Annotated in this window: 14 protein-coding genes and 1 pseudogene; 9 read left to right on the forward strand and 6 right to left on the reverse strand. The window is 71.6% G+C overall.

What is annotated here, in order from left to right; translation table 11 throughout:
- Positions 1–2 precede the first annotated feature (2 nt).
- From ACODT5_RS00300 to ACODT5_RS00325, 6 genes are all read right to left on the reverse strand, one after another.
- On the reverse strand, positions 3–818 hold the full coding sequence (locus tag ACODT5_RS00300; protein WP_422517098.1) for a DUF721 domain-containing protein: 816 nt from the start codon (positions 816–818) through the stop codon (positions 3–5).
- Positions 815–3,445: a hypothetical protein gene (locus ACODT5_RS00305; RefSeq protein WP_422517099.1), complete on the reverse strand. Its 2,631-nt coding sequence runs from the start codon at positions 3,443–3,445 to the stop codon at positions 815–817. The genes ACODT5_RS00300 and ACODT5_RS00305 overlap by 4 nt, the downstream gene beginning before the upstream one ends.
- Positions 3,446–4,794: 1,349 nt before the next feature.
- Positions 4,795–6,027 (reverse strand): NsdA family TPR-like regulatory protein, encoded by a 1,233-nt coding sequence (locus tag ACODT5_RS00310; RefSeq protein ID WP_422517100.1) that lies wholly within the window; start codon positions 6,025–6,027, stop codon positions 4,795–4,797.
- A gap of 359 nt (positions 6,028–6,386) precedes the next feature.
- Positions 6,387–6,713, reverse strand: a complete 327-nt coding sequence (locus ACODT5_RS00315; protein ID WP_422517101.1) for a hypothetical protein — start codon at positions 6,711–6,713, stop codon at positions 6,387–6,389.
- 79 nt (positions 6,714–6,792) lie between these two features.
- Entirely contained in the window at positions 6,793–7,353 is a 561-nt protein-coding gene (locus ACODT5_RS00320; protein WP_422517102.1) for a UTRA domain-containing protein, read from the reverse strand.
- A gap of 54 nt (positions 7,354–7,407) precedes the next feature.
- Complete coding sequence (locus ACODT5_RS00325) at positions 7,408–8,217, reverse strand: GntR family transcriptional regulator (protein WP_422517103.1); 810 nt, start codon at positions 8,215–8,217, stop codon at positions 7,408–7,410.
- 478 nt (positions 8,218–8,695) lie between these two features.
- On the opposite strand from ACODT5_RS00325, the gene ACODT5_RS00330 reads away from it, so the two are divergent.
- The 9 genes and pseudogenes from ACODT5_RS00330 (at position 8,696) to ACODT5_RS00370 (ending at position 17,534) form a co-directional block, all read left to right on the forward strand.
- Positions 8,696–9,463, forward strand: coding sequence for a hypothetical protein (locus ACODT5_RS00330; protein ID WP_422517104.1), 768 nt, complete (start codon positions 8,696–8,698; stop codon positions 9,461–9,463).
- A 176-nt stretch (positions 9,464–9,639) separates the two neighbouring features.
- Positions 9,640–9,918 (forward strand): hypothetical protein, encoded by a 279-nt coding sequence (locus tag ACODT5_RS00335; RefSeq protein WP_389710780.1) that lies wholly within the window; start codon positions 9,640–9,642, stop codon positions 9,916–9,918.
- Between the two features lie 5 nt (positions 9,919–9,923).
- Positions 9,924–10,196 carry a WhiB family transcriptional regulator gene (locus ACODT5_RS00340; protein WP_422517105.1) on the forward strand — a complete coding sequence of 91 codons (273 nt, stop codon included), beginning with the start codon at positions 9,924–9,926 and terminating at the stop codon, positions 10,194–10,196.
- Positions 10,197–10,481: 285 nt separating this feature from the next.
- Positions 10,482–10,664, forward strand: a pseudogene (locus tag ACODT5_RS00345) (DUF5999 family protein); the annotation flags it as partial.
- A gap of 244 nt (positions 10,665–10,908) precedes the next feature.
- Complete coding sequence (locus ACODT5_RS00350) at positions 10,909–11,487, forward strand: DUF6197 family protein (protein WP_422517106.1); 579 nt, start codon at positions 10,909–10,911, stop codon at positions 11,485–11,487.
- A gap of 158 nt (positions 11,488–11,645) precedes the next feature.
- Positions 11,646–14,216, forward strand: coding sequence for a hypothetical protein (locus tag ACODT5_RS00355; RefSeq protein WP_422517107.1), 2,571 nt, complete (start codon positions 11,646–11,648; stop codon positions 14,214–14,216).
- A gap of 216 nt (positions 14,217–14,432) precedes the next feature.
- Complete coding sequence (locus tag ACODT5_RS00360) at positions 14,433–14,909, forward strand: hypothetical protein (RefSeq protein WP_362910318.1); 477 nt, start codon at positions 14,433–14,435, stop codon at positions 14,907–14,909.
- A complete protein-coding gene (locus ACODT5_RS00365) occupies positions 14,906–15,214 on the forward strand; it encodes a hypothetical protein (RefSeq protein WP_138894301.1) in 309 nt (102 codons plus the stop codon). The genes ACODT5_RS00360 and ACODT5_RS00365 overlap by 4 nt, the downstream gene beginning before the upstream one ends.
- 130 nt (positions 15,215–15,344) lie before the next feature.
- Complete coding sequence (locus ACODT5_RS00370; RefSeq protein ID WP_422517108.1) at positions 15,345–17,534, forward strand: ATP/GTP-binding protein; 2,190 nt, start codon at positions 15,345–15,347, stop codon at positions 17,532–17,534.
- The last annotated feature ends 2 nt before the right edge of the window (positions 17,535–17,536 follow it).

Raw genomic sequence — 17,536 nt, forward strand, 5'->3', positions numbered from 1 at the left:
GTTCACGCCGTTGTGCGCAGTGCCACGGCCTGCGGAACGAGGGTGCCCGCACGCTCCTGCCGCGCCCGGCGCAGCGCGGCCGCCTCGGTCGCCGCGGCCTGGCGGCGGCGCTGGACGCGGGCCTGGTCGATCGGGGCCGGCGCATCGTCCGGCACGGTGGGCGGCTCGGGGAACGCCCGGCGGGACAGCTCCCGCATCGCGGCGGACTGCCGTTCCACCGCCTCCGCGATGGCCGGGTCCACCAGGGACGGCCGGGCGGCCTGCCGGTGGGCCTCGATCGCACGGCGATACCCCTCGGGCGGCGTCCGGCGCTCCACCGGCACGGCAGGCACAGTCGCCTCCGGGGCCGGGGCGTCGGCCGCCACGGCAAAACCGGCCTTCGCGGGCGCCAGGACGTGAACGGTGCGGACGTTCGCGCCGGACACCTTCTCGTTGGCCGCCGCGATCAGCTTCGGCGCGCTCCAGCGCAGCTGCGTGCCGACGGCCGGAGCGTCGGGGGCGACGTCCAGGCGGCCGCTCTCCACGTCGAACGCCGTCGCCTTCACGCGTCCGGTGAGCTCGGGCGCGGCCGTGGCGAGGATGGCGTCGAACTGGGCGAGGACGCTGCCGCCGGCGGCCGGGACGACCATGCCGCGCTCGGTCATCATCCGGCTGATCGCGCTGCCGAGCCCGAGCGGCTCGCGCCCGTCACGGGGAACGGCGGTACCGGTGCGCCGCTTCGGCTTCTTCGACTGGGCGGCACCGTTCTTCTTCGCCGCCTCCCGGGCCGCGGCCAGAGCCTGGCGCGCGAGATCCACGCCGCTCAGCTCGGCACTCACGCGATCACCGGCCCGGACGTACCGCCGTCCAACGGACGTGCGGCGAGCTCCGGCAACCGGTCCGTCCACGGCGCGACCGCGACCGTCTCTGTGCGCGCCGCCTGCTGCTCGCGCAGCTGCTCCAGCCGCGCCGCGAGCAGGTGCTCGGCCACGCGCTCCCGGGCCTCGTCGGCGGCCTTCGCCGCTGCCGCACGGGCATCCGCACCGTTCGGGTTGTGCTTGAACCAGTGGCGGCCCTGTTCGGTCCTGTACGCCCGCCGGGCCTCGGCTTCGGCCTCCTCCGTCCGGCCCAGCATCACCAGGGCGTTGTCCTGGTACTCGCCGACGGCCTGCTGCGCGGCCTGCACCGCGAGGAACGCGTACGCGTCCGCAGCGGCCTGCGGATCGGCCTCCAGCGTGGCCATGTCGGTGATCTCCAGGAACTCCTGCCACGCGGCGGCGGTGCTGTCACCGATGGCCGTACGCGCCCCGGCCACGGCGGCCGCGACGCTGCCCAGGTCGCTCAGGTCGGCGGACCCGGCCGCCGCGAGGAAACCGGCCTCACCGATCAGGGCCTCGGTCTGACGGCGGAGGTCGCACGCCTCGCACAGCCCGGCCGCCTGGCCGCGCCCGCAGTCCTCGCACGCCAGCGCCTGGCGGACCGTGTCGGCAGCGGCCGCGGCCTGGCGGTCGCGTTCCGCCTGCTCGGATGCCGCCGCACGGGCGGCATCGCGCCGGGCCCGCTCCGCGCGGGCCTGCTCCTGGCGCCAGGCGAGGTCCTCCGCGTCGAGGGCGGCCTGATCGCGCAGCCGCTCCTCGAGGACGCGGCGGCGCTCGCCGTCGGCCAGGCCGGGCAGCTCTCGGTCGATGTCCGCGCCGATCCGGGCGCGGCGGGCCCGGCGAAGGTGGAGGACGTTGCCGCAGTTCTCGCAGTCCTCCCCAGTGTCGAGCCGGATCCCGTCGTCGCACTTGCGGTGCGAGCAGGCCGGCCGCTGGGGCAGGCCCCGGCGGATCAGCCACCCGTACGGGCCGGTGACCAGAGCCTCGCCACCGGTCTCCTCCAGGCGGTCGGTGAGCCGGTCGGCCAGCAGCCGGGGCGCACCCTCCGGCGCCACGCCCAGGCCCGCCAGGTGCGCCAGCTCCGCCTTCGCGGCGGCCTCCACCTGGTCCTGCTGCCACCCGGACAGCCGCTCCCACAGCCACGAGACCGGCCCCAGGGCTACCCGCAGACGAAGATCAGCCGGAAGGGCCACCCGCTTCTGCTGCTGCGCCTTTTCCCACCCCGCGGCCTTCGGCCGGCCACCGGCGCCAGCCCCGGCAGTGCGCTGCCCCACCTGCTCATCGACCGGGGACTCCTTCGGCTTTTCCCCGCGCAGCGGGCCGTCCTCCGCCACCGGCGACCCGGTCCGGGCGACGTCGGCCTGGCCGTCGACGGCCTGGTCCTCGCCCGCGCACACGCGCTCCGGCCGACGGCCTTCAGCCCCACGGCCTTCGCCGGAAAAACCACAATCAAGCTGCGGGGGAACTACGGCAGTAACCCCAGAAGCGTGGTCTGCGTGGAGCTGTGCACCATCGGGACGCTCCTGATCCGCCGCCTTTCCGGGGCCCCCAGCACCGCCGATCCCAGACGTACCAAGGGCACCGTCCGTACCGGCCGGAGCATGATCTCCGAACGCACCATCAGGACGCGCCGAAAACACCGACCCGGACCCCGAAACAGCCTCCACAGAGGCCACGGAGCGGCCGTACGCGCGAGCGACCGGCAGCAGCATGACCCGGGCCCGGCCGCGCATCCGCGTCGACGTCTCCCGGTGCTGCCGTGCCACGACACCGGCCTCCGTCAGCCGGGCCAGAACCTTCCGGGCCCCCGAGGGCGAGCAGCCCAGGAGCCGGGCCAGCGTCGCCGCCCCGCGTCCCTCACGCTTCTTCACCGAGCCGCCGACCAGCTGCAGCCAGCCCGACGCCCTCGTGTTCAGCACCATCAGCAGCAGCCCGAGCCGGTCGGTCGCCGCGCCCTTGCCCGTACGGCCGGCCAGCAGCCCCGGGGGCGTCGGCTCCCCCTTCTTCGGCGTCCAGCCGTGCCCGAACAACGCCTCCAGGAGGCGCAGCAGCGTCGCCAGCTCCGCCTTCGTCAGCGCCAGCGGGTGCCCCGCTCCCCCACCGTGATGAGCGCGCCACAGCGGCATGACCAGGCAGTCCAGCCCGGTCGGGTGCCCCTTCCCGTCCCGCACCACCTGCGTGTGCACCGCGTCCGAGCCGCGGAGCACCGGCAGCACCTTGTGGTGGACCGTCGACTCCTTCACGCCCATCCACCGACCGAGCTCCGCGCCCCAGATCGAGGTCTGGAGGTCGTCCTCCTCCCCCTTCGGCGCCCGCGACTTCGCGTACAGCACCACCGCGGCCAGCTTCGGCGTGTCCTTCAGCCCGGCGATCGCCGGGTCCGCCAGCAGCGCCTGGACCGCGGCGAGGAGCCGCAGCCGCATCGTCCGGCCAAGACGCAGCGGGTCGTCCAGGCCGCCGCCGCCCGGCTTCCCGGAGGCCGGCACCGACCGGAGCGCGCTCCGCTGCCCGGGAATCGCAAGGGCCCCGTCGACGCAGTCGTCGAAGAGGTGGTCCAGCTCGGCGGCCGGTGCTGCCAGGGCGATCATCGGCCCACCGTCCCGACCGGAGAAGTGAGGGCTTCAAGGGCCGTAGCCGTCTGTGTAGTCGTCATCGGGCCGGTGTACACGCCAAAGCGGACACCTCCCTGAGCAGCCAAAACGCGCGATCCGTCATCCACTCGCTGACCCTGCACCAGACGGCCTGTGGACAGAGCCCGGCGAGCGCCAATACCCCCCGCCCCTCCCGCACGGCGGGAAGAAATCTTGGAACCCGTCCCGCCACACGGGACGGCTCCCTCGCGGACGTCGCCGTCGGAGTTGTCGACGACGCCGTCGACGCGGTGGTCCAGCGAGGCGGCCGACGCCGCTTCCTCGCTCATCCCCGAGGTCAGGAGGTCCGCCGACTCAGCGGCATCTGCGTGACAATCAAGGAGTGTGATGTACGTCACACTCCCAATGGAGGGGACACCACAACCTGCGGTAATCACCCCACAGGGGGTACTGACCTGGTCGTGGTCGACCTGACAAGACGACCCGAGCTCGTGCACTATGGCGTTAACCGCCTTCCATATAGATCAACAAGGGCCGACCCCCTGACGGGGACCGGTTCGGACTGGCGGGGCGCCCCCTCCGTGAGGAGCGGGCACCGGACGAAGAACCAGAGGCGAGTCCTCTCTCCTTTGCGTGATTCGAACGGATGTTCCAAAGGCCCTTGCCGGGGCCGGCGGAACGGTGGCGGTACTTCGGTACTGCTTGTGGTGCAGCAGCCCCCTTGCAGAGGGGCCACTGCGGTACTGCGATGCAGCAGCCCCCTTGCAGGGGGGCCACTGCGTGCGTTGTGTTGCTGCTTGGTCCTCGCGGACCGGGCGGTGCTGTGATGTGAAGACCCAGCTCGATGAGCTGGAGCCCAGAACCGGCTGGAACCGGGGACTGGGCGGCCGACCTAGATGTTGATCTGGTCGGCACGAAGGGCCGCGCGAGGCCGAAGTGGATTGCAGTCCACTCATTTGGCGCGCGCGGCCGGTGGCGCTACGTCACCCCGACCCCCTTGATCCCAAGGCCGGCGTCGGCATACGCGAAGGCGCACCCGATGGCGTGATCATCGCGATGATGAAACGGCGTAGCTGCGCGTGTAGTTCCACGCAGGCGGGTAACCTTCATCCCGCGAGCACCTCCCATCAAGGTGTGTCGCCCAACGAGGCTTAGCCCCGTTCGAGAAGCCCCAGCAGACCATGCCCGGTCGCTGGGGTTCTCGTCGTTATGGATCACTTCTGGGCACAGCCTAACCGCACGACCGGACAGAACTGTGGGACGAATTCGCGAAGCGTCCGAGGTGCCCGGAATGCCGCGCCCGCCAGACAGGAAGCGCGACGTAATTTGCCCGCCACATGGGAAGCTCATTGGCCACCCCGCAGTTCGCGGAGATGGGTGACGAACTCCTGGGCCTCGGACGCGTGTCCGTAGTGCGTCTGGAGGGCCTGCCCGAGGTCGGCGGCCACCATCGCGAGGCTGGGCAGCGACTTCCGTTCCCCCGTCAGGGCCCGCTCCCCGTAGGCGAGAGCGGTGTCCAGGTCACCCTCACGCGCGGCGACCACCCCGAGCGTGACGCGAGCCTCCGCAATCCGCATGGGCGACCGCTCCGTCCCGTCGAAATCCGTACCCGCCCGGATGACCTCGTTGGCCAACTGCTCCGCAAGCCGGTTCTCGCCGGACTTCCTGTATGCGTCCATGCGGTAGAAGTCGTATTTCGCGGGGTCGACCACAAAATGGTTCTCGATGTTCTCGGGGTACGGCAGGAGTTCGAGGATCTGGCGTCCCTTGTCGAGCGCGACTTCGGTCTGCGACCGGTCGCCCAGCCGGGCCCATGCCTTGGCCTTCTGCGCGTACAACTGCGCGGCGACGCTCTCGGTCGGCGCCACAGCGATGCCGGCCTCCGCGGCCGCGATGACGCCGCGGTAGTCGCCCCGGGTCAGCGCGAACCATGCCCTCATCTCGTGCGCCCAGCCCTGCACGCTCAGCTCCCCGGCCTCCTGGCCGAGCATCAGTGCGGCCTGCCGGGTGGCCTCCGCGTCGCGGGGCCGACCGGAGTCGTACTCGACACAGCCCACCAGGAGCGACAGCTTTCCCGCGAGTGCGATGATCTCGCGGTGCTGCCCCAGGCTGACCCGCTGGTGCTGGAGGCCGACGACGCGGGCCAGCCACGCTTTGCCCTCCAGGAGCAGCTGGTCGGCGGGCAGGTACGCGTACTCGCAGCACAGCCGGTCCGCCGTGATCCGCAGCGCGTCCAGCGTCGCGACGTCCACGTCCGAGGCGCGCAGCCGGGCGATGATGTCGACGGTGTCCATTCCGCTGACCTGCAAGATTTCCGCGCGTCCGTCCCGGCGTGACTTCTCGGGGAAGAACGCGCCGGTGGTCGTGCCGAAGGTCTGAGCGATGACCGACCTGTACTTCACCGGCTGGGCGGCGCCTGCCTCCCAGCGCTTCCACTGCCGCAGCAGATCCTGCTCGCTCACGACCTGGTCGTCGGGGAGGCGGACCATCAGCGCTCGCACCGCGTCGGTCTGAGACCAGTCACGCGCTGCGCGCTCCTCCACCATCCGGCGAGCCCAGTCAGGACGCTCGTCAGTCATCGCCGATCCCCTTCCCCGTACGGACCTGCGGCGCAGCCTTCCCGACAGGGTGATGCCCGAGCGGAGGCCGGCCCTTCTGCGGCCGAGCATGGCACGGCCCCTTGATCGCGCGGAGGTGACAAGTGCCGGTGACATTCCGGATGTCACCGGTGGTCGTCACTTTGCGCAGCGTCTCAAGGGGCGCACGGTGTGTGCCGTTCACACGAGTCGATCCACGTCCCAGGGGGAGGCGAGCGGCGGATGCCGAGTTCCGTCCGGCGATGGCGAATCGGAGAAGCGCCGAGTGCAGCAGATGGTGCTCCACGGCTCCTCCTTCGCTGCAGTCATGGGGATCGGAATCAGCGGATCTTCCTTGCGTTCTACGGCGTGATCTCCGAGGCAGCACGTCGGGCCTGGAGCACGTACGCGTACGCCGTCCCAAGGTGCCCGTACGTGTTGCTGTCGTTCCCCGCGAGGGCCGACGCTGCCGATTCGGCGGCGCGCTTCAACTGGCGAGCGACGGAGGCCGGGATGTCTGCGGTGGCGAAGTCCCGCAGCGCTTCCGCTACCTCGGTGAGGCTGGCGCCTGCGGAAAGGCCGTTCGGTCCGTCGGTGCCCGAGAGCGCAGGAATCCACCCCGTGTTCGTATCCAGGGAGCTGCGGAGTTCGTCCACCAGCTCGGGGGCGGTGAGGCGCTGCTCGTTCATGCGGGGGTCCGTTCCCAGGAGTCCAGAGGGGCCGGCTGCGGCGCCCCGGCGGAACCGGGACGCCGCTTGCGGGGGTGTATCAGGCAAGAGGAGCGGCGTAGCGCAACTTCCAGCCCTTCCCCAGCACGTGCTGGGTTACCTCGACGACGCGGCCATCAGCCGTCGCGCCGATGTGGTTGATGGTCAGGACCTCAGCTCCCTCGGGCAGACCGAGGCGCGTGGCCTCCTGCGGGGTCGCCTCGCGGAGCTCGATGTCCTCGATGGCGGTGTCACCCTGGTCGTAGCCGGATTCCTTCATGCGGCTGATGATGCCGCCGACGCCGGTTTCCACCTGCTCGATGCCGGCGGCCTCCGCGACGTCGGCCGGGATGTACGTGGTGACGAGCTGGATGACGCGCTCACCGTCGAACATCTCCCGAGCCCTCACGACGACTTCGCCGTCGACGCCCAGGAGCTCCGCGACATCCGCCGGCGCGGCGACGCGGCTGACGGTCACCTCCGTACGAGGGCTGCGGCCGGACCGACGCAGCTCAGCGTCGAACGCGCCGCGGGCGCCGTTCTCCTCGCGCTGGTCGGTGGTGTACCGGGTGCGTGCGTCCCGCAGGATCACGCCGCTGTCGTCGATTCGGTTGCTAGCCATGTGCTGAATGCTCCCTGCTGTTGTCTTGACGGACGTTTGGGTGTTTTTCGCTGGTCAGCCGGTACCCGGAGTGTCTATGGCCCACTCGTAGGCCAGTCGCCACTTGGCGCGTGGCAGCACGTGCAGACAGATCTCCACGACCCGGCCTTCGGCTGTCAGCCCCTTGTGAGTGATCTCCATAACGGCCTGTTCGGCCGCGATTCCGAGAGCTGCCGCTTCTTCAGGAGTGGGAGACCGTACTTCGATCTCCTCCCGGAGGCGCACCTGCGCGAATCCGGCCTCTGCCATGCGGCTCTTGCTGCCGCCTACGCCGGGCTTCATCTCAGTGAGTGCCGGACAGGCGTCGACGACGTCTGGGGGGAACCAGGAAGTCGCCACCTGGACGACCTCCAGCGCCTCGGTGTTGCCGGGCAGGAACACGGACATGATCCGCTCGCGCTTGAGGGTCTTCGCCCGGTGGTGCATCTCGAAGATGCCGGTGACCTTCTTCGGCGGCACGTCCTTGGCGATGGTCACGACGTTCTTGAAGTCGAAACCCTTCGCCCGCATCTCGGCCTCGAAGGCACCGACGGCGCCGCCGGCCTCACGGAAGCCAGGCAGGTACCGACTGGTCCGGTCCGACACGATTTTGTCGATCACCAGCGAGACGTAGGTCCCCTTGCCGCGCCGAGAGAAGACCAGGCCCTCGTCTTCAAGCAGGCCGTAGATGTCGCGCGCGGTCTGGTAGGCGATGCCGTGTTCCTGCTGGAGCTGAGGCACGCCAGGCAGGCGCGACCCAGGTGCGAGTGCGCCCCGCTCGATCCGGTCCCGGATCTCGGATGCGATCCGTTCGACCTTCCCGGGCTCCTTCTGCTTGGTGGCCACTGCTCCCCCTCTCATGCGCATCGTGCGGTCAGCGGATCTCGCTGCCCGGTTCGCACAGCATCGCATGTCTAGTTGTTTCTCGAAAGCCGAGACTCGCGGTCGTTTAACGTGGGCCATAAAACAGCAGGTCAGAGCTGGTCTGGAAAACAAGTTAGCTAGACAGGTTGACCGAGGGGGGTTAGCAAGGTTCAATCGAAGTACGCCAGCAAGCGGTGAGTAGCCGAATGCAGGGCGTAACTGGCGCTGTACCTGCACTTTTGGGCACGCCGCCAGCCTCAAGACCGTAGGAAGTTGTCCGCCTCGCAAGAGGGGGCCGGGTTGATGGCAAGAGCAAATCCCCGGGTTCTCGACTTCCTAGTGCACGTCGCAGCGCTTGCGCTGTCCGTCCGTCAGGACGCCGGGACCTTCCCGTGCAGCCTGGCGGGCGGAGAGAGCACCGCGACGCATCCCAACCCCTTCGCACATGAGGAGATCCCGCATGTCCATCACCGCCGCGGTGCCCACCGCCAAGGAACGTCTCCGCCGGACCCGCACGAAGCGGGTCAGCGCCCTCCCCGCCATCAAGATTTCCCAGATCCTGCCGTCGCACATCGACCTCCGCGACCCGCTCAAGGCCGTTCTGGTCTGCGAGGACTGCGGGACCTGGGTGCCGATCACCGGCATGCAGAGCAAGGTTCAGAAGCTCGTCCCTCATCACACCGGCAAGGCCGACGTCGCCGCCGCACTCCACTGCCGGAGCAGCAACCGCCGGATCGAGTTCGACATGACGATCCCCGAGTGGCGCCAGGCCCTGACCGACGCCGCCACGGAAGCCTCCAGTCGCCAAGCCACCACGGTGCTGGCCAAGGCATTCAGTCCGCAGACCGATCGGACCCTGCGGGCTCGTGCCGAGCGCACCCCAGCCGGCCGTGTGGCCGACTGGAAGGCGGTTCAGGTGCAGGTCGGCGACACCGACGCCGCACGGAAGAAGCTTCCGGACGGGGAGCGCCCGGCTGATGGCCCCCAGCTCCCGCTGAAGCCGGAGCACCTGGAACGCCACGACCGGCGGCAGGCCGAGCTGGGCAGGCACGCCTGTAACGGTCGTCCGGCGGAAGGGGCTCCTGTGCAGCCCGAGTGCGTGAACTGCGGGACCACCGAGCTGAACTTCGTCCGCGCCGCCGCTGCCGGATGGCGCCAGGTCCTCCGCCGGACCCACTGCGGTCGGTGCGCCGGCCGCTTCCCGGCCTGGATGCGCATCCAGTTCTGACTCGGACAGCGAGACGAACGCCCACGGCCCCGGCCGCCCCCTCTACTGCGGGGCGGCCGGGGCCGTGGCTGCTCGTACAGCAGTCAACTCCCCCACGGGGGGAGCGATCGCGACAAGCCCCGGGGGCCTAATCCCGGCGCTGTCTTGCCGGTCACCTTCTGGAGAGGACGACCCACATGCAGATCAGCATGGCACGCTCCCTGATGCCGCCCGCACCGCGAGCCGGAAAGTTCGACGACATGGAGCGCGAGGACACCGACCTCGGCCCCGAGCGCGACGAGACCGACTCCTTCCACTCGCTCGTGCGGCACCTCGTCGCCGACGGCGACCGCCGCGCCCTCCAGGCCGGCCGCCGTGCGCGCCGGGTCCTCACCGACATGGTGGCGACCGGATACACCCGTCCCTCGCTCCTCACCCGCACGGCCGAGACGGCCTCCAGCGGACAGGGGCGGTGACCGGCATGGACTGGCGACACCACGCGATCTGCCGCGAAGAGGCAGACCCCGAGCTGTTCTTCCCCATCGGCAACACCGGCCCGGCACTCCTGCAGATCGAGGAAGCCAAGGCCGTCTGTCGCCGCTGCCCGGTCATGGAGCACTGCCTCCAGTGGGCGCTGGAGTCCGGCGAGGACTCCGGCGTCTGGGGCGGCCTGTCCGAGGACGAGAGGCGGGCGATGAAGCGCCGCGCCGCCCGCAACCGGGCCCGGAACGCGAAGGCCGGGTCGGCGGCGTGAGCGACGCCGACCAGAAGCGCCTGGAGGACGACGTCCGCAGGACCAACGAGAACCACGACTTCGGCCGGCGCACCCGCGGCTGAGCAGCCCGCCCCGCAGGACGGAAACCCAACTCCTGTCCCGCACCACGCCGCTCCACCAGGTCGGCCGCCCGCACCACGGGCGGCCGGCCTTTCGCACGCCTCCAGCCCGGGAGAGTCTCGGGCCCGCACCCCCGCAGGAGAGCCCATGCGTACCAGCACCCCGCTCGACACCGCGCCGACCGGCACCACGCTGCCGGACTCGCTGTGCACGCACACCCCGAAGTGCCCGTCGGCCGCCAGCCCGGACCGCGAGGCCGCACAGGTCGTGGCGGCCCACCCAGAGCAGGGCTGGAGCCTGCTGTGCAACGCCCTGGTGCTGTTCGACGACACCGGTGAGCTGCTCCCCGACGGCCGGATCGTCCCCCCGCACCGGCCCACCGGCGCCGTGGACACCGCGCTGCCGCTCCGGCTGACGAACGCACACGCGCTCATCGGCGGCACGGCCCGCGGCGGGAAGACCAACGCCGCCGTGCTCCTCCAGGGGGCGGACCTGGCTAGTTCCCCCAGTACCGCGCGTTCGGCCTGACGGCTGCCTGAACCGCCCGCTCCGGCGCCGAACCTCGGCGGCCGGGCCGGGCGGTGAAGGGGAGCCGGACAGCCCGGACCCACCGAACCGAGATGAGGCTCGCATGCCCACGACGACGAACGCCCCGACCACCGCCGCTGCCGTGTTCACCGACCCCACGCTGAGCAGGGCCGACGAGCTCGCCGCCGACTCCTACCGGCCGTTGTGGACCGGCCCGTCCGGTGAGGAGTCCTCCGGCGAGGCCGTGGCCCGCCACCTGGAGGCCACCATCGGCCTCCTCGACAAGGACGGCTGGAAGCGCACCTACGACCACGGCAAGGACTGGTCGAACGGTGCGGACCTCGCCGACGACGACTCCATGACGGTGAAGGCCATGGTCAGGGCTCTCCTGCGCGTGGTCCGCGACGAGATCGGCCAGGACCCGCAGCGGACCCTGTCCACCGCCCTGCGCCACATCGGGGAGGCCGGCGGAGACGGCGACACGGACACCGCCTCCATCGGGTCCGACGTTCTGGACCTGGTCATCCGGGCCCACACCGGATCGGACACCGCCCGCGCCACGCCGTGGTCGGAGCGACAGCACCGTACCCACGCGGACGTCACGGCCCTGCTGGCCGCGGGCGCCCGGTTCGCCCGCACCTACGGCCCCGGCACTGCCCGTGCGCAGGAGCCGGCGGTCTGACCCTGGGCTGCTCCGCGCTGACCGTCTCAGCACAACGGCCCTCCGGGTCCCCGGCATTCAAGCTGCCGGGGACCCGGAGGGCCTGGTGACGACCTTACCCATCGCCGTAGATCCACGGTGCCCCTTCTCGGAGGCGCCCGGAAGAGAGAGGACATTCCGTGGCCACCAAGCCCGCCGCCCGCCGCCGGCGCCCCGCGGCGAACCCGAAGCCCCGCAACGGGCGCGCCAAGGCACCGGCGACGCCGGCCTCCGTTCCCGCCCAGGCCGCCGCCCCCGAGGAGACGGTGCCGCTGGTCTTCCCGGAGGCCGACCCGGTCCTGGCCGACGCCGCTGACCGCGCCGCCGACCTCCGGGACCAGGCCGCCGACGACGTCGCGCGCATCCTCGCCGACGGCCAGGTGCTCGCCACCGAGCTGCTGGACGGCGCCCGCACCGAGGCGGCCTCGATCACCGAGGCCGCCAACGCGGAGCAGGCCCGCCTCCTGGCCGCCGCCGCGACGGACGCCGACCGGGTCCGCACGGAGGCCGCCACCACCGCGGCCGCCGACGCCGACCAGGTCCGCGCCGCCGCCGAAGCGACGGCGGAGCAGCTGCTCGCCAACGCGCGCACGGAAGCCGACGCCGTCACGGCGACGGCGGCCGGGGAGGCCGACCAGGTCCTCGCCGGTGCCAACGCGGCTGCCGAGCAGCTGCTCGCCGACGCCCACCGCCAGGCGCAGGAGGTCGCCACCACGGCGACCGCCCAGGCGGAGCAGGTCCGCACCGAGGCCGCGCAGAGTGCCGCGAAGGCCCTCGCCGACGCGGAGACGGTGCGCACCGAGCTGCTGGCGGCTGCGGAGCGCACCGCGGTGGAGACCCGCACCCGCGCCGCGACCGACGCCGACGAGCTCCTGGAGCAGGCGCGGGGCGAGGCCGAGCGGCTGCGCGAGAGCGCGGGAGCCCAGGCCGCGCAGGTGAAGGCCGGGGCTGAGAAGGCGGCTGCCGAGCTGCGTGAGGACGCTGCCCGCGAGCGGGAGGCGTCCCGTGCGGATGCGGCGCGTACGCGGATGCTGGCCAAAGAGGACATCGGCCGGCTGCGGGCGACGGCGGCCGAGGACGCCGAGCGGTTGGCCCGCACCGCCCGCGAGGAGGCCGAGCGCATCCTGGCCGCTGCCCGCACCAAGCGGGACGCGGATCTCAAGGAGGCCGAGCAGGCGCTGGCGCAGGCCCGGCTGCGGGAAGCGGACGCGCAGGTCACGCTGAAGGCCGCCGACGACATGGTGGCCGAGGCTGGCGCTCGCATGGCGCGCGCCACCAACCGCACGGAGCAGGCGTTGGAGCGCAAGCGCCTCAAGCTTGAGGCGAAAGGGGAGCGCCGGGACGCGAAGGAGGCCCGCAAGGCGAAGCTCCGGGAGCTGCGGGCCGCGGACCGCGCCGGGAAGCCGGCCGTGTCCGACCGCGTGAAGCAGTTCGTGAAGGTCAACGCGGAGCGGTTGATGGTGATCGGTCCGATCACCGCCCCGATGGCCGTCGCGTGGACGGGCCAGGCCGGGTTCGCCGAGGACATCCTCGGCTGGGTCGTCCCCTTCACGATCCTGTTCGCCGCCGCCTGGGAACTCAGCACAGCGTTCGTGGGCTGGATGTACCACCAGGCCCGCCAGGGCGGCGACGCCGGAACCCTCTACCGCGTCAGCACCTGGATCTTCGCCCTCGGGGCGGCGGTCATGAACTTCTGGCACGCCTCCGGGATGCCGAAGGAGGGCAGCCGGGTCTGGGACGCGAAGGCGGGGATCTGGACGGAGCAGATCACCTACTGGCACTTCACCCCGAAGGCGGTGGCGTTCGCCGCGATGAGCATCGTGGGGATGGTGCTGTGGGAGCTGTACGCCTCCCTGATCCACCGCCGCAAGCTCCGTGAGGACGGCAAGGTCGCCAAGGCCCGCCCGTCGATCGGGGCGGTCCGCTGGTTCCGCTACCCGGTCCACAGCTGGACCGCATGGTCGCTCGCGATCACGGACCCGTGCCTGACCACGCTGGACCGGGCCTGGACCGCAGCCGCCGCCGAGCTCGCGGACCGCAAGGCGGACCGGACCGGTCTGGCCCGGCACCGGGTCGTCGTCCCCCGCCTTGCGGCAGACGACCACGGACCGGCCGCCATCCCCACCGTCCTCACCCTGACCCGCACGGACCGGCCCGGACCGCTGGACAGCCTGGTTCCGGTCCGCCCGGTCCAGCACGGCGGGTATCCGGTCCGGTCTGGTCCGGGTGACCGAAACGCGGTCCACGGTCCGGTCCGGACCGTAGGAGCCACGGACCGGACCGGCGGACCGGCGCTCGCCCTGGAGGCCGGTCCGGCCGGACCGCAGGGCGCTGACCTGCGGACCGGACCCGGTCCGGACCGTGGGTCCCGGACCGTGCCCGCCACCCAGGGCCCGGCAGCCAGCCGGGGGGTGACGGTCCGGACCGCCGATGCCGGTCCCGGACCGCAGGAGCCGGACCGCACCGGACCGGGCGACCAGGAGGACCCGGAAGGCGTTGCCGGTCCGGACCGGGGCGAGGACAGCGGTCCGGACCTCACGGTCATCACGCTCACGGACCAGGAGCGGACCGCGTTGGACCGGCTCCGGACCGAGGGCGAGCCGCTGAACCGGTCCAACATCGCCAAGGCGGTCCGGACCGAGGGCGGCACCATCGCCACGGACCGCGCCGGACAGATCGCCGTCGCCCTCAAGCAGCACACGGTCCGCTGACCGGACCGCCCGCACAACCGTCCTGCCGCACATGGTCGCCCCCGGTCCGCGCTCGCACCCTGAGCGCGGACCGGTGACGGCCACGGCCGGCAGGCCGCTCGCCCGCACCCCGCCCCGAGCGGGGCGCGGACGAAATCGCTCCGATCACCACCCCGCGCAACAGCCTCGGGGACGGACTCCCCCTCCCCAACCCCCGAGACCTGGAGGTCTTCTCGCATGAACGGCAACGACCCGAACTACTCCCCCCTGCGCGACGTGGCGCAGAGCCCGGAGGCAACCGCCCGGTACCTGGCCGACGTTCAGCGGGTCCTGCTGGACATCGGCAAGAACCTGGAGACCCTCGCGCTCGAGACCCGCGTGCACCTGCGCGGCACGAACGTGGAGGGCGACCGCTGGTACCACGCCCGGCTGCGCGCGATGCCCGTCGAAAAGGCCCTCGGTAACGTGCTCAAGAACCTCAACAACCTGACCGAGGGCCTGGAAAAGAGCGCCTACAAGCGCCGCGCCCACGACGAATCCGTCGTGAATACGGCGAAGGACAGGAAGGAAAAGGAGATCGAAAGGCAGCGGAAGAAGAACCCGCCGACCCTCCAGGCCGCACCCCCGCCGCCCCAACAGGGTGCGCAGAACCAGAATTCCGGCTATGGTGGTCCCACGTCGATTTACGACCTCGGTAAGAGGGAGTCGGCGTGACGCGCCCCCTCAGCAGTACCGAACGCTCGATCCAAGGGCGGAACGGCTGGCTGCAGGAAGAAGAGCGCAAGGCGATCGAAAGTCGCGGGGAAATCGGCCGGATGGAATTCTGGCTCCGCGTTACTCGAACCGAAATCAGCCGGGACGTAAAAGCGGGACGCGGTGATGTCGTCACCGCATTCACGCTGGTCTGCCGCCTCTTCAAGCTGGTCCTGGAGAAGCGGCAGGCGGGCGACCCGCGGTTGTTCGACCACCTCATGCAGTACGCGGACACCGTCCTGAAGCAGCACGGCCCGCGTAGCTGAGCGTCACCCCATGAAGGCCCCGCCGGGCTCCGGCGGGGCCTCGCGCGCGTAAAGCGTGCACACGTGCACGTGCACGCGCGTGCACACGAGACCCCACTGTCTGTCAAGTCCCCAGGAGGGGAGGTGCCCCGTGTCCGACGAGTCCGACGACACCGGCGGCGGGACCCTGGTCCACGGTCCGTGGAGCGGCGATTCCACCTACACGCTGCCGTCGATCCCGGATTTCATCGACACCATTCCGCCGCCGGAAGACATTCCGGCGGCTCCCCCGGAGAGTCCGGAGGAGACCACGATGGAGCTTCCCGCGATTCCGGCTGCTCCCAATCCGGCGGCGGCGCTGCGTTCCGAGGGAATTGCCGCGCCGGAAGTCGATGAATATGAAGGCGAATACGAGGAAGGCGAATACGAGCAGCCCCGTTCTCTCGCCGACCGTCTCGGTGACTGGTTGGAATTTCGCCTGGAAATGGCGCGGTACAACCAGGAAAGCGAAGCGCCTTTCCGTGAGGCTGAAATAGCACGGAAGGCGGCGCTGCTGGAGGGCCGCACCGCGCAGGAAGTCGCGATGATGGAGCAGAACGGAAAGCTCCACGCCGCGATGATGAAAGCGAAGGGCGACAAGGCGGCGGCGCGCGGAAAGGCGGATGCCGACCGTACGAAGTCGTCTTCCTCCGGCCTGGGTGCGGACAAGGGCCGCTCGAAGGCCGGCGGCGGGGGCGGGTCCTCGCGCGGCGGTGGCGGCAGCGGGCCGTCCCGCAATAACTCGGGTGCCGGGCCGAAGGGGTCTGGCGGCTCGCGCGGTTCCAACTCCGGCGGCCCCGGCGGCCGTTCGGGGTCCGGGAGCGGCGGCGGCAAGGGCGGCACGAAGGGCCCTCAGTCGGGCTCTGGCGGCCGTTCAGCCGGTTCCGGGCGCAGCGGTTCGTCCGGGGGCTCGAAGGGCTCTCAGACGGGCTCTGGCGGCTCCGGGCGGGGCAACTCGAAGGACGACAGGGCAAGTCAGTCGTCCGGCGCCCGTATCGAGCGGGCCCGCGGCCGCCAGGAGCGCGCCGGGGTCCGCCAGGCCGGGCGGCAGGAGCGGCGCAGCGCCGGGCACGCCGCCGGTGTCGCGGACCGGTCCAAGGACCGCGACCAGGGCCGCGCGCAGCGGCAGCAGGCGTGGGAGGACCGCCGGGCCAAGAAGGCGCAGCGGGCTGAGGCGCGGAAGGCGAAGCGGGAAGCCGCGGCGTCGGCCGACCCGGGCCGCACCACGCTGGGCAAGGCCGTCGGCGAGGAAGCCCAGCGCCGCTTCGACAAGCGGCGTGCCGACGCGAAGGCCGCGCAGGAGGCGAAGGACGCCAAGGCGGCCGGCACCGAGAAGGTGAACCTGACCAAGGACAAGGACTCCAAGGCCAAGGGCACCGACGGCAAGGACGCCAAGACCGCCAAGGACGCTCCTGACGGGGCCTCCGGCGCCGCGAAGGACGGCACGGCGGGTGATACGCCGGGGACGGATTCCACGGCCGGTGACGGGGCGTCTGACGGCGGGAAGAAGCGGCGTTGGTTCCGGCGCCGGCGTACCGGCGCCAGCAGCGGCACCGGTCGGCGCGGACGTTCCCGCCGCGCCGGGCGCACAGGTCGGACGGGGCGCGGTCGTACGGGGCGCGCCGGTCGGCGTGGCCGTCCGGCGGACAGCCCGTTCGGTGAGGAGGACTCCACCCCGACGGTGGAGTGGCCCGACCATCCCACCAGCCCGCCGCGCACCGGCGCCACGGGCGGCGACGACATCGTCGACGCGGACATCGTCCCCGACGCTCCTGGGGCCCTGACGGCCGGCGTGCGGGGCCTGCCGCCCGCGCCGGAGCAGCACACCGCACGGCCCGGCACCAGTCGGCCGACAGCCACGGAAGGGAGCAGCGTGAGCAGCTCGCAGGTCAGCAGGCCGTCCGGCGGGGGCGGCCTCGGCGCCCAGCACCGTACGGACATCACGTTCGACGACTACCTGGTGGAGATGGCGAACATCGCCATCCAGGCCGCCTCCGACCAGGAGCGGGCCGAAGCCCTCGCGGAGGCCCTGGACAAGGTGGCCGACGCCCTGCGGGACATGGCCACCGACCTGGTCGGCGACCACAACGTCACCACCGAGGTCACCGAGCTGATCTCGGACCTGGCCGACTCCGCGGCCCGCATGAAGCAGCAGGCGGAGCGGTGCGCGACCGAGTGCGGGCTGGCCCTTGAGGCCGCCAAGCTCGCGGCCGCGATGGTCGCCCGCGTGTACGGCGAGGACATGGCCGCGAAGGAAGACGCGGGCCTGAACTACGTGTCCGCCGCCGCCCACCACGACTAAGC

Source organism: Streptomyces tatrensis (genome assembly GCF_049310065.1).
Lineage (GTDB): Bacteria > Actinomycetota > Actinomycetes > Streptomycetales > Streptomycetaceae > Streptomyces.

What these genes read in the sequence shown, in the direction of transcription:
- ACODT5_RS00305 (WP_422517099.1), bottom strand. Translation starts at nt 3,445, where the DNA reads ATGATCGCCCTGGCAGCACCGGCCGCCGAGCTGGACCACCTCTTCGAC.
- ACODT5_RS00310 (WP_422517100.1), bottom strand. Translation starts at nt 6,027, where the DNA reads ATGACTGACGAGCGTCCTGACTGGGCTCGCCGGATGGTGGAGGAGCGC.
- ACODT5_RS00315 (WP_422517101.1), bottom strand. Translation starts at nt 6,713, where the DNA reads ATGAACGAGCAGCGCCTCACCGCCCCCGAGCTGGTGGACGAACTCCGC.
- ACODT5_RS00320 (WP_422517102.1), bottom strand. Translation starts at nt 7,353, where the DNA reads ATGGCTAGCAACCGAATCGACGACAGCGGCGTGATCCTGCGGGACGCA.
- ACODT5_RS00330 (WP_422517104.1), top strand. Translation starts at nt 8,696, where the DNA reads ATGTCCATCACCGCCGCGGTGCCCACCGCCAAGGAACGTCTCCGCCGG.
- ACODT5_RS00335 (WP_389710780.1), top strand. Translation starts at nt 9,640, where the DNA reads ATGCAGATCAGCATGGCACGCTCCCTGATGCCGCCCGCACCGCGAGCC.
- ACODT5_RS00340 (WP_422517105.1), top strand. Translation starts at nt 9,924, where the DNA reads ATGGACTGGCGACACCACGCGATCTGCCGCGAAGAGGCAGACCCCGAG.
- ACODT5_RS00350 (WP_422517106.1), top strand. Translation starts at nt 10,909, where the DNA reads ATGCCCACGACGACGAACGCCCCGACCACCGCCGCTGCCGTGTTCACC.
- ACODT5_RS00360 (WP_362910318.1), top strand. Translation starts at nt 14,433, where the DNA reads ATGAACGGCAACGACCCGAACTACTCCCCCCTGCGCGACGTGGCGCAG.